The organism is Bacillus sp. 03113, assembly GCF_006546985.1.
In the GTDB taxonomy this organism is placed as follows: Bacteria; Bacillota; Bacilli; order Bacillales; family Cytobacillaceae; genus VATK01.
Window position 1 is genome coordinate 60,933 of sequence record NZ_VATK01000014.1, and the last position, 25,877, is coordinate 86,809.

Below are 25,877 nucleotides of genomic sequence, written 5' to 3' on the forward strand. Positions count from 1 at the left end.
CTAGGTGCTGGCCGATTAAGTGCGCCACGTCCTGTGGCAACATCGGCACTCGTACATCCTGTACATCGAAACTGGACGTCGATACATAGCTCTCAAAATTATTAATAACTAACTATTTTATTCTTTAATGTTTTACAATAACATATATTTCTTCTGTAATTGAATGGGCAATTCCATCTAAAATCGCCTCTAAATTAGCGGCAATCCCTTCCATTTCCATTCTATCTTCACAATGAAAAACCGTTGTCCCACTCGGTGCTTTTTTTGGATTTGTCGTAAGCACAGCAAGAATATACTTTTCGAGCGTCATAACGTTCCCCCACCTTTCTTTTTTGATAGCGGAGCTTTAGACATTCTGATGGCATTTTCTAACGTTGGAACAGCACCAATGATTTTTATAGCTTTATCTATATTTTTTTCTTGAGGTAAAACAAATACACCAATTTTTCCATTTCCAAGATCTCTTTTCGCAAGCGGCACAAGCGCAGGGGTGCCTGAATCACGATATACACCAAGAGCCGTTGATACATCATGAAGAATCGCTTGTCTCTGTCCTAAATTTGCAATGGTAGAGCGTGAGTTGAAATTCTTCGGACTTAATATAAAACCCATCCCATATTCAAGGACTTCCTTTTGTCGCTCTTTCAATCCGATATTCATAATATAAATATTATCCACATATAAACCAGCCCCAATAAATTTAGGCTCTACATAGTCAATTTGAACAATATCCTTTAAATGCCCACCAGTCATTAGTTTTTTGCAAATGATAATTGCCACAATGGCTGCTACTATCCCACCCCATAAATGAAAAAAAAGAAAGCTAATAGAACAAAGAAAAGAAGTAAATATAACGAGATAATTCCTGCTTTCAAATGCAATGGCAATTCCTTCAATATAGGTTTTCCCTCTTGGAACTAATTCATAGCTATCAAGCTCAGTTAGTGTGTTTCGCTCCATATTCCGAACTTCTCGAAATTGAGAAGCTGCAAGCGTCAAAAAGGTAACAGCAGTGAAATCCTCTTTCACAATGGATGGAACAGCAACTGCTCCTAATCCAGCCGCAATGAACCCTATTGCAACATGGATGATTTTCCCATGTAGATAAGTTGGATATTGTCTATAATCAGATACAAGCAAATATAATCTTGTAATCGTTCCTATGACTACACTAAATACGATTGATAATGTTATATCGCTCATGTTAGTTTGTGTTTCTCTCCTTCACGCTGATTAAAATGCTTTTCGATAACAGATATAAAGCTATAAAGTCCATTCCATGCTATGAACAAAATTGATGTCATAGTTAATATATCAAGGAAGGACAGTGATCCAATTGTATAAGAAATGGAATGGTTTTTTAGAATAAGGCGATAGAAAAAATCTCCATAAATTGAACCAAAAAATAGAACTAATATTCTTAAGTGGCGCTCTTCTTCAAGAAAAGCTGCAAGGACAACCAAAAACAACGATAACATCCAGTTTCTATTGAAAATAAACCAGATTGGGTCATAAAGCTCAATTAAATGAAAAGCAACAAAAAAGATCATGATAATAAAAGAATGCATAAAAAACAAAAATATTTTTCTTTTCCCTAACTTAAACGACTCTATATAAATAACGAATAGCAGAAACAGAACAGCTCCTGTTACTTTCACCATTCCTATTGAAAAAGTGAATCCAGAGAGACTTATGAGCATTAGAATGATAAATGAGAATTTATATCGATTTGGGTTCTCTTTATTGTAAAAAAAAGTAGTGACGACCCAAAAAATCCAAGAAAACCAATAAAATAAGACGCCTTCCATCTGACTACCTCCTATTATTTCCATTATGGCTGTATGTTATGTACATTAAACTTTTTGAATAATCTTTTTTTCAACATCCATGCTAATGAAAGGAGGTGTTAAAGTGGGTAAAGACCGTCAAGAATACAAATTAAAGCAAAGCAGAAGGGTTGAATCAGATCGAGATCAAGCCCTTCATTATCCTGGTGCTACAAAGCTTTCCAGCCCAGGAGAAGCAAGAAATTTAAATGATAATAAATAAAGAGAAGAGAAGACAAAAAAAGAAGCTCTTAAAGATGAAAGAGCTTCTTTGTTAACGTATAAGAATATATAACTTTTTGAAAGAAGACTGGTGTCTATCTTTAGGGCTGATCAGGGCACCTCCGACGTACAGGACGTACTAGTGCCGACGAAGACATAAGGACGTGGCGTTCTTAATCGGCCGTTTTTCTTTTGTCTAGCTACAGCGCCTAGCCCTTGTGAAAAATAACCTCATGCCTCTAAAAGCAAAAAACGCTTTTTGAGTCATGAGAACATTTTTCTTCAGGGCTGTTCAAGGCGCCTTCGCTTTTCTTTCTATTTTTTTAAATTTTTTAATTGGTCGCCAATCATCTCACCGAGCTGAAAGCCTTTTGTTTCTTCAGGAAGTTCATAGTCTAACACTTCTTCGGCTTCTTTTTCTTCTAGTTCCTTAATGCTTAATGATAAGCGCTGCTCTGCTTCATTAACTTCAAGAACCTTGACACTCACAGCTTGCCCTTCTTTTATAACTTCGTGTGGAGTTCCAATATGTTTATGGGAAATTTGAGAAATATGCACCAAACCTTCAACTCCAGGGAATACTTCAACAAATGCACCGTAGGAGACAATTCGTTTTACAATACCCTCTAATGTACTTCCTTTTTTCGCTTTCTCAGATATATTTTCCCAAGGTCCTGGTAAAGTCTCTTTAATAGATAAGGAAATGCGTTCATTATCGCGATCTACACTTAATACTTTTACCTTTACTTCTTGCCCTTCTTCCACAACTTCCGTTGGTTTGTCAATATGCTCATACGATAATTGAGATATATGAACAAGACCATCAATGCCGCCAATATCAACAAATGCACCAAAGTCTGTGATTCTTTGAACAGTCCCATCTAGAGTTTGACCCGGCTGCAAAGAATTTAACAACTCCTGCTTTTTCTTCCCTTTTTCTTCCTCAACCACAGCTCGATGAGAAAGGATTAATCGATTCTTTTCTTTATCAAGCTCAACAATTTTAAATGAGATGGTTTTGCCTTTATACTCTGAAAAATCCTCTACAAAATACGCTTCCACTAAAGATGCTGGAACAAATCCACGGACGCCTAAATCTACGACTAATCCACCTTTAACGACATCCTTCACTTCGGCTTCAATCACTTCTTGCTCATTAAAAGATTCTTCAAGCTTTTCCCAAGCTTTCTCGGCATCAACTTTTCTTTTTGATAATATTAATGCTTCTTCCTCTACCTTCAATACTTGCAGCTCAAGTTCATCGCCTTCTGTAACGACATCACTCGATTTTTCAATATGCAGACTAGATAATTCGCTGATAGGAATAATCCCGTCTAGCTTGCAATCAAAAATATTAATGATTACTTGCTTTTCTTCTACTTTTGTAACTTGACCCTTTACAATGTCTCCAACTTCATAAACTTTCACTTCTACATGATTCATTTCTTCAGACATTTGTATTCCTCCTTAATCCAATGACTGCTCCTACCATTCATTTATAGGATGTGTTCAGCACAATAAATTGAAGATTTCATTTTAAGAATAAAGAAAATTCAAATAATATCTCTTTTTAACTTCTTACAAATGGCCTTTTTTGTCAAGTAAGAAAGCTCACTTACCTTACATGTATTGTACATGATTTTTAATGAACATGAAAATATTACAAGTTAGCCTTGCTGTAAACTAGCCCCATTATTTTATCGACTACTAATTCAATTGAAAGATTGGTTGTGTCTATTTCAACGGCGTCCTCTGCTTTTGTTAATGGTGCTATTTCACGCTCTGAATCTAGTTTATCTCTTTTTGCAATCTCTTTTTTTAATTGATCTAAATCCGATGGAAAACCTTTTCGTAAATTTTCCTCATGTCTTCGCACTGCTCTTTCTTCTACCGAAGCTAATAAGAAAACTTTCACCTCTGCATTCGGTAATACAAACGTTCCAATATCTCTTCCGTCCATCACGACCCCACCAGATTTTGAAAAGCTTTGCTGGCGCTGTACCATTTCCACTCTTACTAACCTGTGCTTTGCTACAATTGAAACAGAGTTTGTCACTTGTGCCATTCTTATTTCAGTTGTGACATTCGTGCCATCTAGAAAAATCATTTGACCTGATTCACTCGGAAAAAGCTCGATTTTTGTATCATCCAATAGATGTTTTAATCCATTTTCATCTTCAATATTAACATGGTTTGTGAGAGCTTTATAAGTTAATGCTCTATACATTGCTCCTGTATCAATATAGATATAAGAAAGTTTTTCTGCAATGATTTTCGCCACTGTACTTTTTCCTGCTGCTGCAGGACCATCAATTGCAATTGATATTTTTTTGTTCATAAATCCTCCTGTAACGAATGGTGGCGAAAATACTCCAAAGTGGTTATAAAGGAAGTCCCTATCCAACTTACGAGTGTTATCACCAACCAATAAGCTCTTGCTGAAAATATACTAATACTACTATTTTAACACATTAAGGGACGAGCAACTGTTTTTACTAATGATTTTTTCTATTTTATAATTTTAAATAACAAAAAAAAGCAGACCTTCACCTGCTTCATTTTAATTCCTTGAAAGTTTCAATTAAGTCTGTAAAATTTTGTTCCGTTACACCTTCAAATTGTGTTATTTGCTTGAGTTCAGGAAATGCATTCATCCCATACAAAAAAAATTGCACAAGTAATAAGCATATAAATTGAACAATTGTAATTTTCAAAATAATCCTTTCAGTTGTTTTCATGCGTTTATCGCCCCAAAATATTATTGTTTTTTCTATTATTGGGGCTTAACATGAAATTTATTCCTAATTTGGCTCTATTCCTTTTTTCTTCATGGCAAGCTGTCGATCGAAGGTAAATCGAAGTAACAATTGTCTTTCCTTTGGTGAAGTTTCAACGAACTGAACAGATATTTTTTTATATTCGTTATGTAAATCTACCATTCTAACCACTTTACTTTTTATGGTAATATAATGATAATCCCCATTTTGCATCGGCAATATAAACCACGTAGAAATAAACATCCCTCTTTTAAACGGTAATGCCTTAGGGATCACTAATGCTGCCCCACCTGCACTGATATCAAATGTGGTCGTCGTGAATGGATCAAATTCATCATCGATTGCGTGTACCGCCACATCAACTGACGTTTCAATTCGAACAAATTGTCTTCGCTGTATTTTCAAAAGCTGATCTTTACCAGGATAGTTTAACATGATCATCGGAATATCTTGCTTTATTCTCCCAACTACTTCTGACTCAAACAAAAAAACATTTCCATCTTTTGTAACAAATGTGACTTTCAACTGAGTTCCATCTACAAGATAGACCGTTCTGTTTGTATCCATATGTATCGGATAGTCAACGTAAAAATTATCAGCTTTTTTTTCAACTACTTTGCATTTATAAAATTCAAGTTTTTCAGCATAGGTTGATTCTAAAATGATTTGATCCCCGATATTTAACATGATTATCTCTCTTTCTCTAAAGAATAAAAGGTTAATATTGTCAGATAATACATTATTGCATGAAAGTTAAATGAACTTCAAGTACCTCTTCAAATAAAAGAAACCGAAAAATACAATCCAGCACTAATTCTGCCTTGTATTTTCCGGTTTTTTATTATAGTATCAAAATTTTCTTGAATGAAGATTAATACATATAACTAAGGGCTATAATCATAATTTTGCGCTTTTTGATCCTGTGGAACATTTTTCTTCAGGGCTGTTCAAGGCGCTTCCGCTTTTCTATACAACCTCTTCATAAAGTGCTTCTGCGTTCTTTAGTTTTTCAATTTTCTCTTCTGTACCATCCTCTGCGTTTATAAAAATTCGATAAGTGTCATTATCTAACGTTCCAAGAAATTCATAGCAAAGGACTTCTTTATTAGCATCATTAAGAATGATCGCTCGTCCCTCTTCCATTATTTTTACTTTTGGATTAATGCTTGCTCTTGCAGCATTTGAAGAGATAGCAGGTTTTGGGATGCTTCTTTCATGTTGGGATTTCAAGTAGTCTTCAGCTGAAAATCCAATTATATTCCCGTCATCTAAAGCTACTTTAATTTTAATCGCATCAGGATAAATTCTAACTCCATCTTGATTTGTTACAAATGTAAACATACCAATATTGTCATATTGAGCACTCTCTAATAAAGCTAGATTTTGAAATTTATTTTCTTTCAAAAATTGGATTGCTTTATTACTGGCTTCATTTAATCCAATCTTACTTTGCTTCACATCTCTCGAATAAATAAACCAAATTGGATATCCACCCTTTTTTGTAATATCCATATTTGCTTCTTGCTTAGTTTTTATATTTTGTATTGACACACTATAGAATCCGAAACTTGAGCCCTTTCCGTTTTCTGTGATATTCACCTTTTCTTGTTTACCCATTTTTACATAACGCTTTGCAATTTGAAGCGCTTTTTCTTTTGAAATGACCTCACCCTTAATGGATTTGAAATTCTCATCTTTTTTTTGCATATTGACATAAGAAGGACCGAAATCAGTCTCATCATATCCTGATACTGTTTTTTCTACTGTTTTAAATCCGTCTATAATGGTATTATCAGCACCTTCCGCACCCGATGCTAAAGCCATTTCTACATCCATCCAGCGTAAATTTTCCTTCAATACTAAATGCTGAACTTCACGAAGCTCATTTTGAATATCTTCGGCTTGTTTATAAAGCCCTTTTAATGAAGTATACTCCTTATCAGTTAATGGATCTTTATCAAGATCTCTCACAGCTGTTTGATAGCTAAAGTCTCCAATTTTCGCTAAAAATTCTTCTGTTTTATTAAAAGGGAGTAATGTTAACGGCAGTTGACCAACACTGCTGTGTGCTTCTGAAGTAATTCTCCATACTTCTACAAGAGCGGGAGATAATGATTTCCTTGAATTCATCGCTAAAGTGGTACCAATTTTATCATGTAATAAATCAACTTGATAGGTTAAATCATGAAAAGCTCGTTGATAGTTATTTTCTGCATTTAACAAAATCGCATTCTTTTCACGATGCTCCTGATAGCCCCAAAATGCAGTTCCTGCCACGCCAAGAGTTAACACTCCTATTAAGATTCCTCTAATCAATTATCGTCACCTCATTATTTACAGAATATATGCTTCCCAATCTGTTTAATTTGTGGTCGGGTCCAAATCCACGGGCTTGTTGCGGTATCTGGATTAAAATAATAAACGGCATTCCCAGTAGGATCCCAGCCATTTATGGCATCAAGGACAGCATCCTTTGCTCTTTGATTTGGAGTCAGCCAAATTTGCCCATCTGCAACAGCTGTGAATGCTCTCGGCTCAAAAATAACGCCTGATATCGTATTTGGAAATATCGCACTTTCTAATCGATTTAAGATAACTGCTGCTATAGCTACCTGTCCTACATATGGCTCGCCTCTCGCTTCCCCATAAACCGCATTTGCTAATAATTGAATATCATTTTGAGAAAATCCATTTGGGACATTTGCTGCTGCTGGTTTTGGGGCTCCAACTCCTGTTTTAGCAGGAGCTTTTGCAGGCGGCTTTGAAGGTGCCTTTGCTTGTTTTGCTAAATTTACACCTCCATAGTGACTAAATTTACGCCCTTTATTAATTTGCTCCTTTACATATTTCTCATTGTATTTTGAAGCTTTTGCAAGTTTTGCCTTTGTTGTTACTCCAGCAAGACCATCAATAGGTAATCCGAATTCATACTGAAAATTTCTAAGTGCCCAGTAAGTACTCCATCCAAAAACCCCATCAATTTTCTTGTTGTAAAACCCTAAATATTGAAGTCGAGCCTGTAATTCTATCACATCATCACCGACTGCCCCATGTTGTATTACCTGATTTGAAAAAGCATACACTTTTTCATTTGAGATACAGAACGTAAAAGCGGCTAAAAAAATAGTTAGGATTAAAAAAACCTTCTTAAGTTCAAATTTAATTCTCATTCATTGCTACCCCCAGATGTAAACTTAACATTAACTCTATTTTTTGTAGAGAATGGAATTTTATACACAAAAAAGCAATCGATTAAGGACACCGCATCCTGTAACAGCATTGACACTCGCACATTCTGTACATCGAAACCACACAAAAAAAACCATTCATTTTGAAATGAATGGTTTTTGAAACGCTATGCGGCTTTCCATTTGTTGTGTTGTTAAGATTCGCGCCATTTTTACTTTCCTTAATCCAAGCCACCATAGAAAGATCATAAAAGGCAGCATAAAAATACCCCAATGTTTCTGTAATTGCAAAATGTAATCATATGTTCCATGTAGGATAAAAGGAACACATAAAGAGAATAAGATCCATTTCTTTTTTGCTTGCAATGAAAATTTTCCTTTTCCAAGGTAATAGCCCATGATAACTCCGAATAAAGCATGGCTAGAAACTGGCAATAAAGCTCGGCCTAAAGCATATTCGAGTCCATTCGCAATTAAGTAAAAAATATTTTCTACAGTAGCAAAGCCTAGCGAAACTGAAGCGCCATATACGATTCCATCATAAGGCTCATCAAATTCAACATGCTGATAAATGGTGTAAAATAAAATAAACCATTTGAAAAATTCCTCTAATAAACTAGATGAAAAAAATGCGTCTATCAACCCAGTTTGTACGATCATCTCAGTTTCCAGCACATATTGTATAAACATAATCGGAAATACTAGCAGAGCGCCAAACAAAAAAGTTTTTAATACCATCGAGATCGGCTCAGATTCATATTGATCTTTTAAATAAAAATAACTTAGTAAGGCTAAACCTGGAGCAATCCCAGCAGATAATATTCCCAACATGAATTGTCCTCTTTTCAGTAGGTTTTCTTAATCGTATCATGTTATAGTGAGAAAGAAAATGAATTATTCATGATTTAAAAGGAATTATTTAGAAACTAAAGGAAAATTAGGTTCATAAAAATATAAGATACTACTCTTAATTTTAATAGACCTCTTAAACTCGTTGCTGTTCTTTTTCCAAAATTGCTTTGGCAATTTGCTCCCCATGAAAACGGCCGTTTTCAATAAAGATTTCATTTGCATTATTTCCAGCAGCAATGACTCCGGCAATAAAGATTCCTGGTACATTTGTTTCCATCGTTTCACTATCGAATAAAGGTCTACCAGAATCTTTATCGATTTGCACACCCATTTCTTTTAAAAATCCATGATCTGGATGATAGCCAGTCATTGCAAATACGAAATCATTATGAACACTATATTCTGTTCCTTCTTTCACATAAACAACTTTATCCTCGTGAATTTCCTTAACAGTAGCATTAAATTCCATTGTAACAATCCCGTTTTTTACTAACGATATAAATTCTGGTAAAATCCAAGGCTTAATACTTTCAGAATACACTTGCCCCCTATAAAGAACGGTAACTCTTGCACCAGCCTTCACAAGCTCAATGGCTGCATCAACACTTGAATTTTTTCCACCTACCACAATAACGTCTTTATCAAAATAAGGATGTGCTTCTTTAAAATAATGCATAACCTTCGATAACGACTCACCTGGAACATTCATATAATTTGGATGATCATAGTAACCGGTCGCAATGACAACGTTTGAAGTTTGATACTCGTCTTTGTCTGTTTGAATGAGGAAAATTTCATTTGAAAGCTTCGTAACCTTCAATACCCTTTCAAAAGCATGTACGCGTAAATTTTTTCTTTTTGCAACCTCACGATAATAGCAGAGTGCCTGATTCCTTTTAGGTTTATAATTTTCCGTAATAAAAGGCACATCTCCTATTTCTAATTTTTCACTTGTACTAAAAAATGTTTGATGGGTAGGATAATGATAAATGGCATTGACGATATTACCCTTTTCAATGATTAACGGATTTTTACCTGTTTCTTTCAATGCAATCGCAGCCGCTAAGCCACATGGACCTCCGCCAACAATAATGACATCTTCCCTATTCAATTCATTCATTCCTTCCTCAAAGTCTCATTTCTGTAGGCTGTTTTCGTATAGATTGTTGCTTTTAAACACGCAGCCTGCATACACTTCGCTTTCCGTGGGCGAGCGTCAAGCCTTCTCGTCGCATACGCTCCTGCGGGGTCTCGCCTTTCTCGCATTCCCACAGGAGTCTACGTGTATGCAGGCTGCTCCGAAACGTTTCTCCCAATTTTTTTATGTCAAAAGCAACAAACATTGAGAAAACAGCCTTTCTGTATAAGTACCTATATACCATAATTCCCCTACCAATAATGATAGGGGAATTATGGTTATGAATCAATGTTCAATTTCGATTTGCCATTTGTTTTAAATCCAACCTCTAAATCTCGAGGCTTCTGCCATTTTTCTAACACCAACCATATAGGCAGCTAGTCTCATATCAACACGACGTGATAAGGCTGTATCATAGATATTTTGAAATGCTTTACTCATCACTTTTTCTAGCTTTTCTTCCACTTCCTCTTCAGTCCAATAATATCCTTGATTATTCTGGACCCATTCGAAATAAGAAACCGTTACACCACCAGCTGAAGCCAAAACATCTGGAACTAATAAAATTCCTCGTTCAGTTAATATTCGAGTTGCTTCTAATGTAGTTGGACCATTTGCTGCTTCAACAACAATACTCGCTTTAATTTTATCTGCATTCTCTTCTGTAATTTGATTTTCGATCGCAGCAGGAACAAGAATATCACAATCTAATTCAAGAAGTTCTTTATTGGATATTGTAGTATTAAATAATTTCGTCACCGTACCAAAGCTGTCTCTACGATCTAGTAAATAATCTATATCAAGGCCATTTGGATCATATAAAGCGCCGTATGCATCGGAGATACCAACAACTTTTGCTCCTGCATCATGCATGAACTTTGATAAAAAACTACCTGCATTTCCAAAACCTTGTACGACAACTCTTGCACCTTCTATGTTAATGCCCTTCCTTTTAGCAGCTTCTTGTATACAAATGGTAACACCTTTTGCAGTAGCAGATTCTCGTCCATGTGATCCACCAAGAACAAGCGGTTTTCCAGTTATGAAACCAGGTGAATTAAACTCATCAATACGGCTATATTCATCCATCATCCAAGCCATAATTTGAGAATTGGTAAAAACATCTGGTGCAGGAATGTCCTTGGTCGGCCCTACTATTTGACTAATAGCTCGTACATATCCTCTGCTTAAGCGTTCTAATTCTCGAAATGACATATCACGAGGATCACAGACAATTCCACCCTTTCCTCCTCCATAAGGAAGATCTACAATTCCGCATTTTAAACTCATCCAAATGGATAGTGCTTTAACTTCCTTCTCTGATACACTTGGATGAAATCGAATTCCACCTTTAGTAGGTCCTACAGCATCATTATGCTGCGCGCGGTAGCCAGTAAAAACTTTAACAGTACCATCATCCATTCGAATTGGGATTTTTACTGTCATCATTCTAAGAGGCTCTTTTAGGAGCTCGTACACTTCCTCAGGATACCCTAGTTTTTCTAATGCTTTATAAATGACAGTCTGTGTTGACTTTAACACATCATTTTTGCTTTCTGAGCTTGTACTCGTTTTGCCATTCTCGGCTACCATCTATAATCCTCCTAAAATAATAACTTACATTTGTTGTCGTCTTTCATGACATAGTATACACGTTTAAAACATGAATACAAGAAGAAAATCAAACGAAAATTTGAATGAAAAAAGAGAAAAAACCGCTTCCAAAGTTACTAAGAAAGCACTTCTTCTCTATTGAAGTTCTTTTCATATCATTTTTATATCATTTATAGGATTACCATTCTCAATCATTTATATGTCAGAAATTCTTACAAAATTAAGTTTACTAATGAAAAAAATGATTGATTGTTTTTACCGCTTCACTGTTTATGATTTCAACGCCATATTCTTGGAGACAATGTATGCTCAAAAAGCTCGGATTTCCAAACTCTGAAAGGATAGCAAAAATTTGATTTTCTTTTCCAGTTGAAAGATGTTCTATAAATAGAAAATAAGATTCATTCATTTTATATAAACAACCATCTGAATAATGGATGCAGGATAGTTGTTTTGCTGCTTGGATTACGTCTTCAAATTCAAAAAATTCAAACAGGATATCAGTGTTTTTTTCTAATGTCACCTGCATTTCAATAAAGCCATCACTTAAGGTTTCCTCTTCAGGTTCCTCCATCGTAACAATCATAATCATTCCTTGAGCTTGCATGGAAAATATTTCAACAGCTACAGAACCTTGAAAGTCAACCCCAAATTCCTCATTTGCTTCCTCAAGCATGTCATGGAAGAGCTGATGCCATTTCAAAGAGTCTTTCCAAATATCCTCTTTTGTTAACCCTCTTTCATGAAGATCATCAATGGTAAGAAAAATCTTTATCTTATTGTAATTTAATCTTTCTAAGCGCATGTCAATGCCCCCTGACAATGAAAAACTCTTGATTTAGTGTATGAAGGAATTACAGGATGGTGAGTAACAAACTTCTTTAAATTAGCCTTTTATTTAATTATGTATTTCATAGGATACTTTTCTTCAGGCCTGTTCAAGTCGCTTCCGCTTTTCTTCTAATCCTCAGTGACATCTAGTATCCGGAATCCTGATGTTTCTAATTTTTCTATAAATTTTTGGATATTGTCTTTTTTCTCGATCTTCATGACCATTCTTCTAATTAATTTATCCGTCTCATCAAAGGTTACCAATGATATGATTTGCTCATGAAAATGACGAGCAATGTCTGCTAGTCTTGCTAATCTCCCCTCTGATTCTACTGAGGTAAAAGCAATTCGCACACCTGATCGTTTTGTACCAAATGCCGATTGAAACTGCTCGAGTACATCAAATCGAGTAACCGCACCTAAAAAGTTCATATATTCATCAACAACAGCCAGTAATGGGAAATCTTTTAAATCAAGCAAGGTTTTTTCAAACACCTCATTCCCATTCAAAATTTTTTCTACATGTCCAGCAACATCTTTCACTAATGTATTTTTCATATACTCTTCTTTCGCTTGCTCAGAGAAAAAGAAATTTTCGTACAAATCATATCGAGTTAATGTCCCAACAAATTTTTCATCATTTAATACAGGGATTCCATCAATCTGATGAGATTCCAGCTTGTTAAGCGCCATTTCGATTGTGTCATCTTGATTTACAGTAATGCATTTATTCTTAGGAATCATCACACTTTTTACAAACATTTCTTTCACCTCGAATTAAAGAATATATGTATCAATGTATAAAAATTCAACAACAAACATAAAAAGTCCTTTGCTCTCCAAAAAAATATTTCATGTATTTGTAAATCACTCATATCCTTTAATGATGTCTAGTTCAAATTATTAGTGATGTAAAAAAGGGGGATTATTTTGTTTACACCAATCAAGGTTTATCATCCTTATGTAAGTCCATTTGATCCTTGCAAGCCTATGACTGTTAAATCCTTTTCAACACCACCAAATTTATATTTAGGCTTTCAGCCGCCAAATTATCCTCAATTCACACCGATGGAAGCTTTAAAAGCTGGAACACTTTGGAAACCATTCTACGATCCCTATTACAGTCCATATGAAATGGCAGGGAAGGAGCATCTGTCATGAAACAATTACCGAAGGAATATTATGTTTTATTAGAACAGCTTCAGGCGGTAGATTTTGTTCTAGTAGAGTTGACCCTTTATTTAGATACTCATGAAGACGACCAAAATGCGATACAACAATTTAATTTTTACGTAAAGGAAAGAAAAAAACTTAAAAAAGCTTTTGAAAGTCAATTTGGTCCTTTAATGCAATTTGGCAATAGCTACTCGGGTGATCCCTGGAATTGGAATGATTCGCCATGGCCATGGCAGGTGTGAAGTTTTTAGATAAGGGAGAGGATTAACATGTGGGTTTATGAAAAAAAGCTACAGTATCCAGTACGAGTCATGACCTGTAACCCTAAGCTTGCAAAATATTTAATTGAACAATATGGAGGGGCAGATGGTGAACTAGCTGCAGCTTTAAGATATCTAAACCAGCGATACTCGATACCTGATAAAGTTATAGGATTGCTTACAGATATAGGGACGGAGGAATTCGCACACTTAGAAATGATTGCAACTATGATTTATAAGTTAACGAAAGATGCTACACCAGATCAATTAAAAGCAGCTGGACTTGGTGAACATTATGCTAATCATGATCATGCTTTATTTTACCAAAATGCTGCTGGCTCCCCTTGGACAGCAACTTATATTCAAGCTAAGGGTGATCCTATTGCAGATTTATATGAAGACATCGCTGCTGAAGAAAAAGCAAGGGCAACCTACCAATGGCTCATTAATTTGAGTGATGATCCTGATTTAAATGATGCTCTCCGATTTTTACGAGAGCGTGAAATTGTTCACTCCCAGCGCTTTAGAGAAGCTGTTGAAATATTAAAAGAAGAAAAAAATAAAAAGAAGTACTACTAGCTTTAAAAGTTTAACCTGAGGGTGAATCAATACAACTTCTTAGGCACTCATTGAACCGCCCTCTTTTAAAGGATAATAAAGTTTAACTTTTCAAAGTTCGACGGTTGTCTAGCTCTAGCACCTACCCCTTGTGAAAAATAACCCTATGCCTCTAAAAGTAAAAAGCGCTTTTTGAGACAAATGAACATTTTTCTTCTGGGCTGATCAAGGTGCTTCCGCTTTTCTTATTTGTTTTCATGGTATAGATTAATATCATAGTTTTTTTTCATCATTTCGAAAACGAGGTGACGATTGTTCCATGCCTCTTCCTTTTTCCATAAATCCTTGCTTTTATCAATAATTTCACATCTTATTGCATGAAATTCTTTTTCGGCTTTATCTACTTTTTTCTTTAGTACATTTGTGATTCCGAATAAACCGACTGTCAAAATTAGCAGATATACATTCAATGATGTTTGAACATAGATTGAGAACATCGTTGTGAATGAATAGGAATAAGGAAGAAAGATTGAACGGTATAGGTAATAAATATAGAAAAACGCTATAAATACAGCTAACCATAAGAATAATAAATGCTTAAATTTATATTGATCGAACTTTTTTTTCTTTTCTACCACCCTTTGCAGTATTTGTTTGGTAGCTTGGTCCGTTCGTTCATCCAGCAATATAATCGAATTTTCCATATGACCTCCTCCTCTTCTATCATGATCTTATGTGAATAGAGGACAAGATATGATAAAAAAGGAGGCATGCCTCTAATATATGGATGATATTTTTACTTTAAAGGGATGGTTAGAACCTGACCTATTTCAATTTCATTACTTTTTAACTGGTTTGCTTGTTTAATAATATCTATACCTGATGGTGAATGATAGTACTTCATCGCAATTCGAAATACTGTCTCCCCTTTTTGAACTGTATGATAGACAGTTTTTTCATTTGGAACTGGTTCAGTCTTATTTTCCTCTTCCTTTGCTAAAGCTTCTTGTTTCGCTTTTTCTTCCTGTTGTTTAGCCAATTCCTCTTGCTTCGCTTTTTCTTCAGCCTTCAGCTTATCAGCATCCTTTTTACTGCTCGCACTAGCTTTTATTTGTTCTTTTTTAATGATATTCGGGCTATTGTTTTTATCATCTACTCCATTTACTTTTGTCTGTGTTTCTTTATAATTAGCCGAGTTCGACGAATCTACACTTTGTTCATCTGCTTCTTTCTCTGCCGACTGATCTTGATCTGATTTATTATCAGTTTCATTTTTATTAGAAGAATTCTGATCAGTTAGTTCTTTTTTTGAAAGATTCACTGTTTCAACACTACTAGGATTATTGTTTACATGTAAAATATTAGAATTCCCTTTATTCAATGATGAATAAATACTAAAGCTTACAATTGGTAAAAGAATAAAAAATAATACAAGTAACCGAATAACGGGATATTTTAATTTCCATTTATTTTTTTTCTTTGTTTGGTGATGTACCTGGGCCCGTGGAGGAAGACCTGTTTTTTCATTTTCGTCTGTCAATTCTTCTTGATGCAATTTTTCAATTTTTTCGCGATGCCGTTCGGCTTTTTCTCTAAAAGGATCCTCTTTATTCATGGAACATCCATCCTATCTTTTTGCTTTTTCAATTTTAATGTAATCACTATTCCTAAAAGAAAATCAATAATAAAATGGGTGGTCATTGTTACTAGTAGGTTACCTGTAATATAATAAAACGCACCCAAAATGAAGCTTAAAACTATTACATTTATTAATAAAAACCAATTAAAAAGGTATCGATAATGTATGATAGCAAAGATAAAGCTCGCGATCACTAACCCAAAGTGAGTTTGTAAAACCCCTCGAAACAATATTTCTTCACTTATAGAGACTAAAAGGGCAATCAATGCGATATGTAGCGGATGTCTATTTTCAAATATTTTCTCATTTAAACCACCATCGTCAAAATAATGCTTAGGTACTATTTTCATAAAAATAAGATCAATCGCCACGATTATGATTCCAGCTGACATACCTACCAAAAGAATATTCTTATCTTTCCATTGAAACAGATGTAAAAAATTAGAAAAACGATCAAATAATATCATACCTAATATAAATGAAATCATTAATAGTAAAATTTGTGAAGCGTATAGATGAAAAAGGATTTGCCTTCTCGATAAACTATTTACTAATCGTCTATACTTTTCTTTTTTCATCTTCTCCCTCACTATTTATTAAAATGGTTTGTAAATGTTTTTTCCAATAAAAAGGTTGAGAATGGGTTAACATATCTTCATTCTCACGATAAAATGACTGCTTTTCTATACCACAATAGTCACAGCAATCTTTTTGCTGCTGTGTTTTGGCGTCGCTAAAATAATGTAGAAGTAATTCTCTTTTGCATTGATTTAGTTGAATCCAATGTAATACTTGATCCACTTTTTTTCTTTTATATTCATATCTTTCTTTGATGAATGCTTTAAATTGTATCATTCTTTCATCTATCCTCCTACCTATTCGAGTACATTCATGAAAGAATTCTTCAAATATTCTCCATTGTATATCTGAAAATCCACCTGTATGCTTCAGCTGTTCTGTCTCCAGTTGATTCATAAATTCTTCTAGCCCATCTTTTTTATAAATATTAATCAGCCATTCTATTTGTTCCTCGGAAGGCAGCTCATTTTCCACTAATTGGTATGAAAGTTGTTCATCAAAGGCGGCATACAGCAAGATTGCGATACTTTTTCCCCCATCTCTTCCCGCTCGTCCAATTTCCTGTAAATAAGATTCAATTTGTAGTGGCATATGGAAATGAATAATATAACGAATGTTTTCCTTATTAATCCCCATCCCAAATGCACTCGTCGCACAAATCAAATCTAATTGACCGCGAATAAATTGCTGTTGTATTAAAATACGGCTTTCTTGATCCATCCCACCATGATACGGCATGACACGCTGCTCCGTTTTTTCTTTTATTATATCGGCAGAAAGCTCCGCTAGTTTTTTACTGGAGAAGTAAATAATTCCTGGACCCTTTAACTGCTTCACTAGCTCGATTAAGCGATCCATTTTCTCCTGATGATGACTAAGCGTTTCAATACTAATTGAAATATTAGGCCGATCTACGGAAAAGATATATTCCTTCCATGTATGAAGCAACAGTGATTGGACTATATCCTCCCTTACATTTGGTGTTGCAGTTGCAGTTAATGCAAGGGTCAGCGGTTGACCTAAAACCTGCCTAATCTTACCGAGTTTCCAATAGTCTGGTCTAAAATCATAGCCCCACTGTGATATACAATGAGCTTCATCTACAACAAATAAAGAGATTTTTAATTGCTTTACCTTCTCAAGAACAGGCTCCCATTGAATCATTTCTGGAGAAATGAAAATATATTTATATTGGTTTAACTGACTTAATGCTTGTTTTCTTTCTGAATTTGATAAAAATGAATTTATTGCAATAACTTTTTTTTCACCATTCATTTTCATTTGCTCTACTTGATCCTGCATGAGAGACAATAAAGGAGAAACAATTAATGTTGCCCCATCTAAAAACAATCCAGGAAACTGATAACATAACGATTTCCCTGTACCTGTAGGGAGCATGGCCAACGTATGATTTCCATCTAATACAGATTGAATAACCTCTTTTTGACCTGGACGAAAGGTATCGTAATGAAAATAGGTTTTTAATTGTTCTTCTAATATCATAACATGTCACCAAACTTCGCTAAAACTAATCTTATTTCAAAATAGGTAGCCGAAGCAGCCTCTTTACGAATTTTTTTTAGCTGCCTTGATGGGACTTGCCTGGCTGCTTTTATCACCATCTCTTGAATGATATCCGTAACATAAGGTGATATATCAAATTCCGAGATATTTAATGCTAATTCGACGATATGATCCTCAATTGTATTATGTTTCAATCTTCTCATTTTAGCGATTGATTGAATGGAATAACCTTGTAAAATATATTCATACGTTCGTTTCGTTGAATTTGTTATTGAAAACTCATGCTTTAATGTTGAAATGATTGAAAAAAGGATTGGAAATTGTTCTCTGTTTGAAATCACGGTCTTTAACATAAAATGAAGAAAAGACATATAATGAAAATGATAATAAGAAGCTTCCATCTGTAGGGAATTTGCTGCTTGTTCAGGAGTCATCCCTATACATTGAAACCCTGTTAATCTTATCACGAATATGGATGGGTCTATATCCTGATCAAAATTAAAACAACGAATTAGCTCATCATATAAAAAAGAGGACAAGTCGTTTCGTGAAATATCTATTTGATGAAGATAATCTTTTAGCCATCTTTGTACATCTCGATTTCTTTGTATCGGCACATATTTAGAATGATGAACGTTTAAATGTGAAGATACTTGTACAAGTAAAGACAATCGTTCCCAAAACGAAGTCGTTAATAGATGATACTTCCATCCATTTAAATGGATTGGTATAGGTTGATTTTTTAACATTTGCTTTAATATTTGTTTTCCCTTATTATTCAATCGATAAAATTCATCAGAATCTCTTTCTAACCACTTCAATTCCTCATATTTTTTGACTACACGATCTAAATAGCTCCTTTCAAGCTGAGGATAAGTTTTGAAGAAAGGTGTTAATTGATAAAGATGAGCATCTTGTATCGTTTGAGAAGATTTTTTTCCTTTTAGTATATGGAGGATTGAGTAAATGGTCCTTTCGGAATGAATATGATTTAAACAATGTAGAATGACCAATTCTAAAAAATCAGGTTTCATTTCTGCTCCTTCGTAACCGGTTCATTATTATATTACATTACTTTTTCTTTATTGATGAATAGCATTATTTTATCATGTAATGTCCATTTTTTTTGAATGAATTTTTACCCCTGTTTGCTTCAAAGCTTTATATGATAAGCATTCTCAATGTTTTTTTTATTGAAAAGTTTCTCATCCCGCTTTACAATAGTGTAGAGCAAGATGTTCCAATCACATAATAAACTAAAAAAATTATTATTTTCTTTTTAAATATGGGAGGTTATTTTCATGGCAAAATATACTATTGTAGACAAAGAAACATGTATAGCTTGTGGCGCTTGCGGCGCTGCTGCACCAGATATTTACGATTACGACGATGAAGGCATTGCGTTCGTAACACTTGATAACAATCAAGGGACTGCAGAAGTTCCTGAAGTGTTAGAAGATGATATGATGGATGCTTTTGAAGGCTGTCCGACCGATTCCATCAAAGTTTCTGACGAAGCTTTTGATGGGGATGCAACTAAATTCGAATAATAATGCTATTGCTTAGAGAGTCTTACATGATAAGACTCTCTTTTATATTTGGTTTGTGAAAATCTTCAGTCATTTAGCCCCGATTTTTTTAATTTTGGACAGCTTGTTTTTGTAGCCATCCGGATAAATTAGAAAATACTAGCATAAAGACAATCGTTATTAAGGAACCTTTTACCAAATTAAATGGAAAAATGGACGCCACAATAAATTGTCTTGTCTCTTCTGCCGACAATACTGGAGCATGCATGAAAAAAGTGTAGGCTGGCAGAATGACATAATAGTTTAAGATACTCATTGATACAGACATGATCAAGGTTGCAATGATGAGAGCCATTATCATTCCTTTTTTCGATTTAAATTTACGATAGATATAATAAATCGGCAAAATAAACGTACAGCCAGCAATAAAATTAGCTAATGGTCCTATTGGAACTCCCGTTATACTTCCAGTTAAAAAATAATCAAGTATATTTTTAACGAGCTCAACTAATATTCCCGCAACAGGTCCTAAGATCAAAGCTGATATTAAAGCTGGGATATCACTAAAATCGATTAACAAATATTTCGGAAATATTGGCAATGGAAAATTTAAAAGCATTAATATATACGAAAGACTGCTTAACATGCTAATTAACACGATGCTTTTTACACGGTTATTTTTCAATTTTACTTCTCCTTTTTATATACATATTGGTCTTTTTAAGAGATCTTAGATACTTCCATTCATGCAAGCGTATTTCGATTTGAAGAAATGTACATGTATGATATAAGATACATTAATCCCTCTTAAGAGCATTGTACAAAAAAAGGATATATTTGTGAATATTTTATCATTCTTATATGGATACCCAACTTTTTTTCTTTTTTTTAATTGCACCGTATTAAGTGTTTCATCTATAATAAAAAAGGCAAGTTTACATATTAAGAGAACAAACTGTTGCATACTAAATTTATCCCGCATTAACGGTCAGCAGGACCCACACCTCAAGGTTATGAGTGAAAACACGAAATCCTAGGTAGGGGATGAAGAAAATTCTCAGATTGAAGTTTCACTTTATTATTGTGACTGATGGTTTTACACCAAATCAGTCAAAAGTTTTCTTTTTGTAAAATTCAGAAAATTACTCATTTAAAAAATGGCAGGTGTATAAGATGTATCAAATATTAGTTGCAGACGCTATTAGTGAAGAAGGATTACAGCCATTATTAGAATTAAAGGAAGCAAACATCATTCAAAAAAAGGTCACTGATCCTGAGGTTAATCTTTCTGAAATAGATGCCTTACTTGTAAGAAGTGCTACAAAAGTGACTGAAGAATTAATGGAGCAAATGCCTAATTTAAAAATTGTGGCTCGTGCCGGAGTTGGTGTTGATAATATTGAAATCAGCGCTGCAACAAAGAGAGGAATTATTGTTGTTAATGCTCCAAATGGTAATACCATTTCAACCGCTGAACACACTTTCGCTATGATGGCTTCTTTAATGAGAAATATTCCTCAAGCACATCAAACTGTCAAAAATTTAGAATGGAAACGAAATACTTTTGTAGGGAATGAGCTATTCGGAAAAACACTTGGAATCATTGGCTTTGGTCGAATAGGTTCTGAATTAGCTAAACGTGCAAAAGTCTTTGGCATGGGTGTACGTGTATTTGATCCTTTTCTAACAAATGAAAGAGCAATCCAAATTGGGGTTCAGCCTTCATCTTTAGATGAACTATTAGCAAATGCTGATATTATTACTGTTCATACTCCTTTAACTGCTGAAACAAAAGGGTTAATTAATGAAGAAACATTAAAGAAAACAAAAAAAGGCGTGTACTTCCTTAACTGTGCTCGAGGCGGAATTATAGATGAAGAAGCTTTAGCTATCTTTCTTGAAAATGGTCACGTTGCAGGTGCTGCACTTGATGTATTTGAGGTTGAGCCTCCAACAGACAATCCATTATTAAAATTTGATAATGTTATTGTTACTCCACACCTTGGAGCTTCTACAAAAGAAGCGCAATTAAATGTGGCAACTCAAGTTGCAGAGGAAGTTAAATTGTTCTTAGAGGGTAAACCGGTATCAAATTCTATTAACCTTCCTGCATTATCTAAAGAAGTATTTGAAAAAATTAAACCATTCCATCAATTGGCTAAACAAATGGGTTCAACCATTGCTCAATGTATGAAGGAAGGAATCAATGAAATTTCAATTTCTTATGCAGGAACTGTAACTGAACTTGAAACATCCTATCTAACAAAAGCATTACTTGCAGGATTTTTCAATGACAGAATCGATATTCCAGTAAATGAAGTCAATGCTATCTTAACTGCCAAAGAAGTACATCTTACTATTGGAGAGAAAATTTCAACGAATACATTTGGTTATTCTAACTGCATTACCGCTGTTGCAAAAGGCGACCATAATACATTTACAGTTAGAGGTACTTATATTGAGAATTATGGTCCTCGTATTGTATTCTTGAACGGATTTAATATCGACTTCTTACCAGAGGGTAATTTGCTTTATATTCAACATACTGACCGCCCAGGTGTTATTGGACGAGTTGGAAGAATATTAGGCGATTATGAAATTAACATTGCAACAATGCAAGTTGGTAGGAAAGCAGCTGGTGGAGAAGCCATAATGATTCTTTCCTTTGATAAAGATATTGATGATTTCTACATTTCTCTGATTAGCCAATTAGACGAGATCACATCCATTAATAGACTAATACTATAAAGAAAAGCGAAAGCGACTTGAACAGGCCTAAAGAAAAATAACCTAATGGCTCAAAAAGTGTTTTTTACTTTTAGAGACATTAGGTTATTTTTCACAAGGGGTAGGCGCTGTAGCTGGACAACAAGAAAAGCGGCCGATTAAGTACGCCACGTCCTGTGGCAAAATCGGCACTCGTACCTCCTTCCTGTTGGTCGGAAGCACAAAAACCGATTGAGAACAATAATTTTGTTTTCAATCGGTTTTTTTTGTTTGATTTTTAGCCCTTCATTACCTATTTACTACTTTTGTAAAAGATAAACCTCGTATGGCTTAATTTGAGATCCTTTTTCATGATGACTTTCTTTTGAAGATTGTGAGGACTTTAATGATCTGTTATTTAACGAATAACCTTGTTTATTCTCTCCAATCGATATCAGGAGAGTTTGTCCAACAAATATTTGTTCATTTTCAAGTGCATTTTTTTGTCGAATGCTTTCAACCGAAGAATGATAAGCTTCTGCAATGGACCATAATGTTTCACCATCCATGACTTGATGGCTTTTGATCGTAATGTCATGATTGTCTTGCTCGTTTTTTTGTTGATTTATTTTTGATGCCGCTACAACAGCATTTTCCTCTTTATTTAGAGCATAAACAGTACTACCTTTTGACACATCACCGAAAGCCAGTACTGGATCAACAGCGTTATCTTTCCTATACGTCCATTTAACAAGATGCATTTCAAAGTGAAGATGAACACCGGATGAATCCCCTGTATTCCCCATTTCTCCAATGATTTCACCTTGATTTACAAACTGTCCTTCCATTACTTCTCTCTTTTTTAAATGAGCATAAACCGTTTCTGTATGGTTCGGATGTTTAATAAAAACAACATGACCATATGAATTCGAATAGTAAGACTTTGAAATTACACCATTGTCCACTGCATAAACGGGAGAACCATAGGCTGCAGCAATATCAATTCCTTTATGTTGCCCATGTCTTGTCCCATATGTATCCGTTATTATTCCTTCCGCTGGCCATATCCAGTTATTTGTTCCATCGATCTCTGCTTGCGGATGCTTCTCTTCAATAAATAAAAAGCTGAAACAGAGTGCCATAATTCCTGTTATAAACAAACGTATTACAAAATCTGTCATACCTATAAATTTCCTCCTAAACTAATTACGTTAATGAGTGAAACTTTTTCAGTAAAAACTTTCCAACGTGAAATGCAATATTTTGCAACACATTTGTTATTATATGCTCAAAAATTTCTTTTTTATGCAAAGAAAAGCGGCCGATTAAGAATGCCACGCCCTTATGACTTCATCGGTACTAGTGCATCCTGTACGTCGGAAGCGCCTTGATTAGCCCTAAAGAAAAATATTTGACAAAAAAAGTGTATAGCGCCTCTAAAGAGACTACGATACACTTATGTCACTTCTATCATCTGATATTATTCACTTATTTCTTTTTTATTAGGTGCTATAGGAACTTGCATTTCATTTGCCAAATTAAATTTGCCAACATGGCTTACTTTCGCGTTTTCAATTTTTACTGCTCTATACTTAAATTCCTTTGCCGTTAACAAAATCGCTTCAATCATATGAAGAGCCTTTGAACCTTCTGGAATAATAGTATTATTTGACAAATAGATCGTTAATATTTTGTCTGATTCTTTTATTTTTTCAATATTTAACTCTTTAGGTATAGATGCTTTCAAATCGTGGTCTTCCTTACTCAAACTCATAGCTGATAGCGCGTCTTGAATCGTTTGATACTGTTCATCAGATGGAACAAGATACGGTTTATCCGTCATTTTATTTGGGTAGTAAAAGAAGTAGCCGTGCTTCCCGGAATCTGTAACGGATAGTTCGTATAATTTTCCCTTATTCCCAAATTCGATCCCTTGTTGTCCATCTGTCATTAAACTTACCTTCTCGATATTCATTAATAAAAGCTCACTGGAAAGTATTTTTTGAAACATTATTTCCGAACCAGAACCAGTTCCATACTGGTGATTATTTGGTACATCCACAATAAGTTTTTTATGCTCAGGTTTGTATTCAAGCTTTGCATTTAGAGGATAATAATCGGATAGTCCCCACTCTTCCTCAGTTAGTTTAGGCATATTGTCTTTAAATTGGTCAAATTTAGTCTTAGCAGAATTTTTCTCCACCAATATACTAATTGGGACGACGACTTGGGCATCTTGGGAAGGAATAGCATAAATCAGTAACTCTTTGTTTTTTAAATCTTCTTCATTTACAGTTGTACCCTCATTAACTGTATCTGCTGTATTCAAGCTATCCTTTTGAGTCGAGTCAAAATTTATCGATTCTGCTTTACGCATATCTGACTTATCTAGACTATTTTTCATCGTCTTATCCATTGAAGCAGTTGATTCTCCAACACTACTTTTATCTTCGTTACTTGAATCGTTTAAGAAGGTTGGAACAAGCAAGAAAAAAACTAGTAAAGCTGCTGCTGTTGCAAACGATGGAATAATCCAATTTACCCTTCTACTTTTGTTTATTTGAATTGAAATATTTTGATAGATGTCGCGGGGGTCACGGGGGTCTTTTACTTTGGGAAGCTGTTTAATCCATTCCTCTAGTTGATTATCGCTCCACTCTGACTTTCTCACTCACTGTCCCCTCCTTTGCCATCCGTTCACTCATATGCTTTTTCAATACTTTCAATGCTCTATGCTGAGTGGTTTTAACCTTGCTTTCTGTCCATTCTAGAGCATCTGCCGTTTCTGCAATCGATAGCTCTTGTATATATCTTAAAATAATGACCATTTTTTGGTCTAATGTACAATATTCTAGACAACGATAGATGAGTTGAACCTCTTCTTTAAGAATCGCCAATTCCTCAGGAATCGGATGATCATCTTTAATTTGCTGTTTTGAAAGGTCAAACTTTTCAATGATACTTTGCTTCAAGCTTTTTTGCTTACGGAATGAGTCAATCGCTACGTTTCTAGCAATAGAAAATAACCATGTTTTCTCACTGCTTTTCCCCTCAAATTTTTGATAGGATTTCAAAACACGGATATAGACATCCTGTACAAGATCTTCTGCTTGCTCCTTATTCTTTACCATGTAAAATAAAAATTGAAATACATCCTGATGATACTTCGTATAAAGTTCATTAAAAACGGAGTCCATTTATAAACCTCCCCGTTTACAAAATTAGTCGTTTTCTATGTACAAAAAGTTTCACTTTTAATAAGAAAAGCTCGATCGGCCCTGAAGAAAAATGTTCTAATGGCTCAAAAAGTGTTTTTTACTTTTTAGAGACATTCGGTTATTTTTCACAAGGGCTAGGTGCTGACCGATTTAAGACGCCACGTCCTTATGTCTTCATCGGCACTCGTAATCGGGTACATCGAAGCTAGACAATTAGAAAAGCGGTAGCACCCTGAAGTA

General features: G+C 34.7%; 29 protein-coding genes. 6 read left to right on the top strand and 23 right to left on the bottom strand.

What is annotated here, in order from left to right; all coding sequences use genetic code 11:
* Positions 1-124 precede the first annotated feature (124 nt).
* Genes FDO66_RS14390 through FDO66_RS14400 form a run of 3 tightly spaced genes read right to left on the bottom strand, consistent with a single transcriptional unit; the run spans position 125 to position 1,808 of the window.
* Positions 125-310 (bottom strand): capping complex subunit for YIEGIA, encoded by a 186-nt coding sequence (locus FDO66_RS14390; protein ID WP_141433348.1) that lies wholly within the window; start codon positions 308-310, stop codon positions 125-127.
* Positions 307-1,203, bottom strand: a complete 897-nt coding sequence (locus tag FDO66_RS14395) for a YIEGIA family protein (RefSeq protein ID WP_141433349.1) — start codon at positions 1,201-1,203, stop codon at positions 307-309. Before FDO66_RS14395 ends, FDO66_RS14390 begins: the two co-directional genes overlap by 4 nt.
* The gene (locus FDO66_RS14400) at positions 1,200-1,808 is read right to left on the bottom strand and encodes a YphA family membrane protein (RefSeq protein WP_141433350.1); all 609 of its coding nucleotides are present in this window, start codon (positions 1,806-1,808) and stop codon (positions 1,200-1,202) included. Before FDO66_RS14400 ends, FDO66_RS14395 begins: the two co-directional genes overlap by 4 nt.
* A gap of 103 nt (positions 1,809-1,911) precedes the next feature.
* Here FDO66_RS14400 and FDO66_RS14405 point away from each other — a divergent pair, with 103 nt between their 5' ends.
* Positions 1,912-2,049 (top strand): YpzI family protein, encoded by a 138-nt coding sequence (locus FDO66_RS14405; RefSeq protein ID WP_141433351.1) that lies wholly within the window; start codon positions 1,912-1,914, stop codon positions 2,047-2,049.
* Between the two features lie 314 nt (positions 2,050-2,363).
* On the opposite strand, the gene rpsA is transcribed toward FDO66_RS14405, so the two are convergent.
* The 11 genes from rpsA to FDO66_RS14460 form a co-directional block, all read right to left on the bottom strand.
* Complete coding sequence (rpsA, locus tag FDO66_RS14410; protein ID WP_141433352.1) at positions 2,364-3,503, bottom strand: 30S ribosomal protein S1; 1,140 nt, start codon at positions 3,501-3,503, stop codon at positions 2,364-2,366.
* A 205-nt stretch (positions 3,504-3,708) separates the two neighbouring features.
* Positions 3,709-4,386: a (d)CMP kinase gene (gene cmk / locus FDO66_RS14415; protein ID WP_141433353.1), complete on the bottom strand. Its 678-nt coding sequence runs from the start codon at positions 4,384-4,386 to the stop codon at positions 3,709-3,711.
* Between the two features lie 217 nt (positions 4,387-4,603).
* Positions 4,604-4,786, bottom strand: a complete 183-nt coding sequence (locus FDO66_RS14420; protein ID WP_141433354.1) for a YpfB family protein — start codon at positions 4,784-4,786, stop codon at positions 4,604-4,606.
* 63 nt (positions 4,787-4,849) lie between these two features.
* The gene (locus FDO66_RS14425; protein WP_141433355.1) at positions 4,850-5,512 is read right to left on the bottom strand and encodes a flagellar brake protein; all 663 of its coding nucleotides are present in this window, start codon (positions 5,510-5,512) and stop codon (positions 4,850-4,852) included.
* A 279-nt stretch (positions 5,513-5,791) separates the two neighbouring features.
* Complete coding sequence (gene ypeB / locus FDO66_RS14430) at positions 5,792-7,141, bottom strand: germination protein YpeB (protein WP_141433356.1); 1,350 nt, start codon at positions 7,139-7,141, stop codon at positions 5,792-5,794.
* 14 nt (positions 7,142-7,155) lie between these two features.
* Complete coding sequence (gene sleB, locus FDO66_RS14435) at positions 7,156-7,995, bottom strand: spore cortex-lytic enzyme (protein ID WP_141433357.1); 840 nt, start codon at positions 7,993-7,995, stop codon at positions 7,156-7,158.
* A gap of 156 nt (positions 7,996-8,151) precedes the next feature.
* Positions 8,152-8,844 carry a glutamic-type intramembrane protease PrsW gene (gene prsW / locus FDO66_RS14440; protein WP_141433358.1) on the bottom strand — a complete coding sequence of 231 codons (693 nt, stop codon included), beginning with the start codon at positions 8,842-8,844 and terminating at the stop codon, positions 8,152-8,154.
* A gap of 154 nt (positions 8,845-8,998) precedes the next feature.
* The gene (locus FDO66_RS14445; RefSeq protein ID WP_181444589.1) at positions 8,999-9,976 is read right to left on the bottom strand and encodes a YpdA family putative bacillithiol disulfide reductase; all 978 of its coding nucleotides are present in this window, start codon (positions 9,974-9,976) and stop codon (positions 8,999-9,001) included.
* A gap of 342 nt (positions 9,977-10,318) precedes the next feature.
* Positions 10,319-11,596: a Glu/Leu/Phe/Val family dehydrogenase gene (locus tag FDO66_RS14450; RefSeq protein WP_141433360.1), complete on the bottom strand. Its 1,278-nt coding sequence runs from the start codon at positions 11,594-11,596 to the stop codon at positions 10,319-10,321.
* 250 nt (positions 11,597-11,846) lie between these two features.
* Positions 11,847-12,422 carry a genetic competence negative regulator gene (locus tag FDO66_RS14455; RefSeq protein ID WP_141433361.1) on the bottom strand — a complete coding sequence of 192 codons (576 nt, stop codon included), beginning with the start codon at positions 12,420-12,422 and terminating at the stop codon, positions 11,847-11,849.
* Between the two features lie 155 nt (positions 12,423-12,577).
* Positions 12,578-13,210, bottom strand: coding sequence for a CBS domain-containing protein (locus tag FDO66_RS14460; protein WP_141433362.1), 633 nt, complete (start codon positions 13,208-13,210; stop codon positions 12,578-12,580).
* 228 nt (positions 13,211-13,438) lie between these two features.
* Between FDO66_RS14460 and FDO66_RS14465 the strand changes: the two genes are divergently transcribed.
* From FDO66_RS14465 to FDO66_RS14475, 3 genes are read left to right on the top strand one after another with little or no spacing between them, the layout of a single operon-like run.
* Complete coding sequence (locus tag FDO66_RS14465) at positions 13,439-13,609, top strand: spore coat associated protein CotJA (protein ID WP_141433417.1); 171 nt, start codon at positions 13,439-13,441, stop codon at positions 13,607-13,609.
* On the top strand, positions 13,606-13,866 hold the full coding sequence (locus FDO66_RS14470; protein WP_141433363.1) for a spore coat protein CotJB: 261 nt from the start codon (positions 13,606-13,608) through the stop codon (positions 13,864-13,866). The genes FDO66_RS14465 and FDO66_RS14470 overlap by 4 nt, the downstream gene beginning before the upstream one ends.
* 27 nt (positions 13,867-13,893) lie before the next feature.
* A complete protein-coding gene (locus tag FDO66_RS14475; protein WP_141433364.1) occupies positions 13,894-14,463 on the top strand; it encodes a manganese catalase family protein in 570 nt (189 codons plus the stop codon).
* Positions 14,464-14,687: 224 nt separating this feature from the next.
* Here FDO66_RS14475 and FDO66_RS14480 read toward each other — a convergent pair whose 3' ends face one another.
* From FDO66_RS14480 to FDO66_RS14500, 5 genes are all read right to left on the bottom strand, one after another.
* A complete protein-coding gene (locus FDO66_RS14480; RefSeq protein ID WP_141433365.1) occupies positions 14,688-15,146 on the bottom strand; it encodes a YpbF family protein in 459 nt (152 codons plus the stop codon).
* Positions 15,147-15,238: 92 nt separating this feature from the next.
* Entirely contained in the window at positions 15,239-16,057 is an 819-nt protein-coding gene (locus FDO66_RS14485; protein WP_141433366.1) for a LysM peptidoglycan-binding domain-containing protein, read from the bottom strand.
* Entirely contained in the window at positions 16,054-16,659 is a 606-nt protein-coding gene (locus FDO66_RS14490) for a CPBP family intramembrane glutamic endopeptidase (protein WP_141433367.1), read from the bottom strand. Before FDO66_RS14490 ends, FDO66_RS14485 begins: the two co-directional genes overlap by 4 nt.
* Positions 16,640-18,163 (bottom strand): RecQ family ATP-dependent DNA helicase, encoded by a 1,524-nt coding sequence (locus tag FDO66_RS14495; protein ID WP_141433368.1) that lies wholly within the window; start codon positions 18,161-18,163, stop codon positions 16,640-16,642. The genes FDO66_RS14490 and FDO66_RS14495 overlap by 20 nt, the downstream gene beginning before the upstream one ends.
* Entirely contained in the window at positions 18,160-19,218 is a 1,059-nt protein-coding gene (locus tag FDO66_RS14500; protein WP_141433369.1) for a YpbB family protein, read from the bottom strand. The genes FDO66_RS14495 and FDO66_RS14500 overlap by 4 nt, the downstream gene beginning before the upstream one ends.
* A 267-nt stretch (positions 19,219-19,485) precedes the next feature.
* On the opposite strand from FDO66_RS14500, the gene FDO66_RS14505 reads away from it, so the two are divergent.
* On the top strand, positions 19,486-19,734 hold the full coding sequence (locus FDO66_RS14505; protein WP_141433370.1) for a ferredoxin: 249 nt from the start codon (positions 19,486-19,488) through the stop codon (positions 19,732-19,734).
* 88 nt (positions 19,735-19,822) lie between these two features.
* Here FDO66_RS14505 and FDO66_RS14510 read toward each other — a convergent pair whose 3' ends face one another.
* Positions 19,823-20,398, bottom strand: coding sequence for an ECF transporter S component (locus tag FDO66_RS14510; protein WP_141433371.1), 576 nt, complete (start codon positions 20,396-20,398; stop codon positions 19,823-19,825).
* Between the two features lie 488 nt (positions 20,399-20,886).
* On the opposite strand from FDO66_RS14510, the gene serA reads away from it, so the two are divergent.
* Positions 20,887-22,461: a phosphoglycerate dehydrogenase gene (gene serA, locus FDO66_RS14515; protein WP_141433372.1), complete on the top strand. Its 1,575-nt coding sequence runs from the start codon at positions 20,887-20,889 to the stop codon at positions 22,459-22,461.
* Between the two features lie 278 nt (positions 22,462-22,739).
* Here the strand turns inward: serA and FDO66_RS14520 are convergent, their stop codons facing one another.
* The 3 genes from FDO66_RS14520 to sigX all read right to left on the bottom strand — a co-directional run bounded on the left by FDO66_RS14520 (position 22,740) and on the right by sigX (position 25,616).
* Positions 22,740-23,600, bottom strand: a complete 861-nt coding sequence (locus FDO66_RS14520; protein ID WP_141433373.1) for a M23 family metallopeptidase — start codon at positions 23,598-23,600, stop codon at positions 22,740-22,742.
* A gap of 299 nt (positions 23,601-23,899) precedes the next feature.
* Positions 23,900-25,090 (bottom strand): GerMN domain-containing protein, encoded by a 1,191-nt coding sequence (locus FDO66_RS14525; RefSeq protein ID WP_141433374.1) that lies wholly within the window; start codon positions 25,088-25,090, stop codon positions 23,900-23,902.
* Positions 25,065-25,616, bottom strand: coding sequence for an RNA polymerase sigma factor SigX (gene sigX / locus FDO66_RS14530; RefSeq protein WP_141433375.1), 552 nt, complete (start codon positions 25,614-25,616; stop codon positions 25,065-25,067). The genes FDO66_RS14525 and sigX overlap by 26 nt, the downstream gene beginning before the upstream one ends.
* Between the last annotated feature and the right edge of the window lie 261 nt (positions 25,617-25,877).

Coding starts and splice junctions, on each gene's coding strand:
- FDO66_RS14390 (WP_141433348.1), bottom strand. CDS start 310: ATGACGCTCGAAAAGTATATTCTTGCTGTGCTTACGACAAATCCAAAA.
- FDO66_RS14395 (WP_141433349.1), bottom strand. CDS start 1,203: ATGAGCGATATAACATTATCAATCGTATTTAGTGTAGTCATAGGAACG.
- FDO66_RS14400 (WP_141433350.1), bottom strand. CDS start 1,808: ATGGAAGGCGTCTTATTTTATTGGTTTTCTTGGATTTTTTGGGTCGTC.
- rpsA (WP_141433352.1), bottom strand. CDS start 3,503: ATGTCTGAAGAAATGAATCATGTAGAAGTGAAAGTTTATGAAGTTGGA.
- cmk (WP_141433353.1), bottom strand. CDS start 4,386: ATGAACAAAAAAATATCAATTGCAATTGATGGTCCTGCAGCAGCAGGA.
- FDO66_RS14420 (WP_141433354.1), bottom strand. CDS start 4,786: ATGAAAACAACTGAAAGGATTATTTTGAAAATTACAATTGTTCAATTT.
- FDO66_RS14425 (WP_141433355.1), bottom strand. CDS start 5,512: ATGTTAAATATCGGGGATCAAATCATTTTAGAATCAACCTATGCTGAA.
- sleB (WP_141433357.1), bottom strand. CDS start 7,995: ATGAGAATTAAATTTGAACTTAAGAAGGTTTTTTTAATCCTAACTATT.
- prsW (WP_141433358.1), bottom strand. CDS start 8,844: ATGTTGGGAATATTATCTGCTGGGATTGCTCCAGGTTTAGCCTTACTA.
- FDO66_RS14450 (WP_141433360.1), bottom strand. CDS start 11,596: ATGGTAGCCGAGAATGGCAAAACGAGTACAAGCTCAGAAAGCAAAAAT.
- FDO66_RS14455 (WP_141433361.1), bottom strand. CDS start 12,422: ATGCGCTTAGAAAGATTAAATTACAATAAGATAAAGATTTTTCTTACC.
- FDO66_RS14460 (WP_141433362.1), bottom strand. CDS start 13,210: ATGTTTGTAAAAAGTGTGATGATTCCTAAGAATAAATGCATTACTGTA.
- FDO66_RS14465 (WP_141433417.1), top strand. CDS start 13,439: ATGACTGTTAAATCCTTTTCAACACCACCAAATTTATATTTAGGCTTT.
- FDO66_RS14470 (WP_141433363.1), top strand. CDS start 13,606: ATGAAACAATTACCGAAGGAATATTATGTTTTATTAGAACAGCTTCAG.
- FDO66_RS14475 (WP_141433364.1), top strand. CDS start 13,894: ATGTGGGTTTATGAAAAAAAGCTACAGTATCCAGTACGAGTCATGACC.
- FDO66_RS14480 (WP_141433365.1), bottom strand. CDS start 15,146: ATGGAAAATTCGATTATATTGCTGGATGAACGAACGGACCAAGCTACC.
- FDO66_RS14485 (WP_141433366.1), bottom strand. CDS start 16,057: ATGAATAAAGAGGATCCTTTTAGAGAAAAAGCCGAACGGCATCGCGAA.
- FDO66_RS14490 (WP_141433367.1), bottom strand. CDS start 16,659: ATGAAAAAAGAAAAGTATAGACGATTAGTAAATAGTTTATCGAGAAGG.
- FDO66_RS14495 (WP_141433368.1), bottom strand. CDS start 18,163: ATGATATTAGAAGAACAATTAAAAACCTATTTTCATTACGATACCTTT.
- FDO66_RS14500 (WP_141433369.1), bottom strand. CDS start 19,218: ATGAAACCTGATTTTTTAGAATTGGTCATTCTACATTGTTTAAATCAT.
- FDO66_RS14505 (WP_141433370.1), top strand. CDS start 19,486: ATGGCAAAATATACTATTGTAGACAAAGAAACATGTATAGCTTGTGGC.
- serA (WP_141433372.1), top strand. CDS start 20,887: ATGTATCAAATATTAGTTGCAGACGCTATTAGTGAAGAAGGATTACAG.
- FDO66_RS14520 (WP_141433373.1), bottom strand. CDS start 23,600: ATGACAGATTTTGTAATACGTTTGTTTATAACAGGAATTATGGCACTC.
- sigX (WP_141433375.1), bottom strand. CDS start 25,616: ATGGACTCCGTTTTTAATGAACTTTATACGAAGTATCATCAGGATGTA.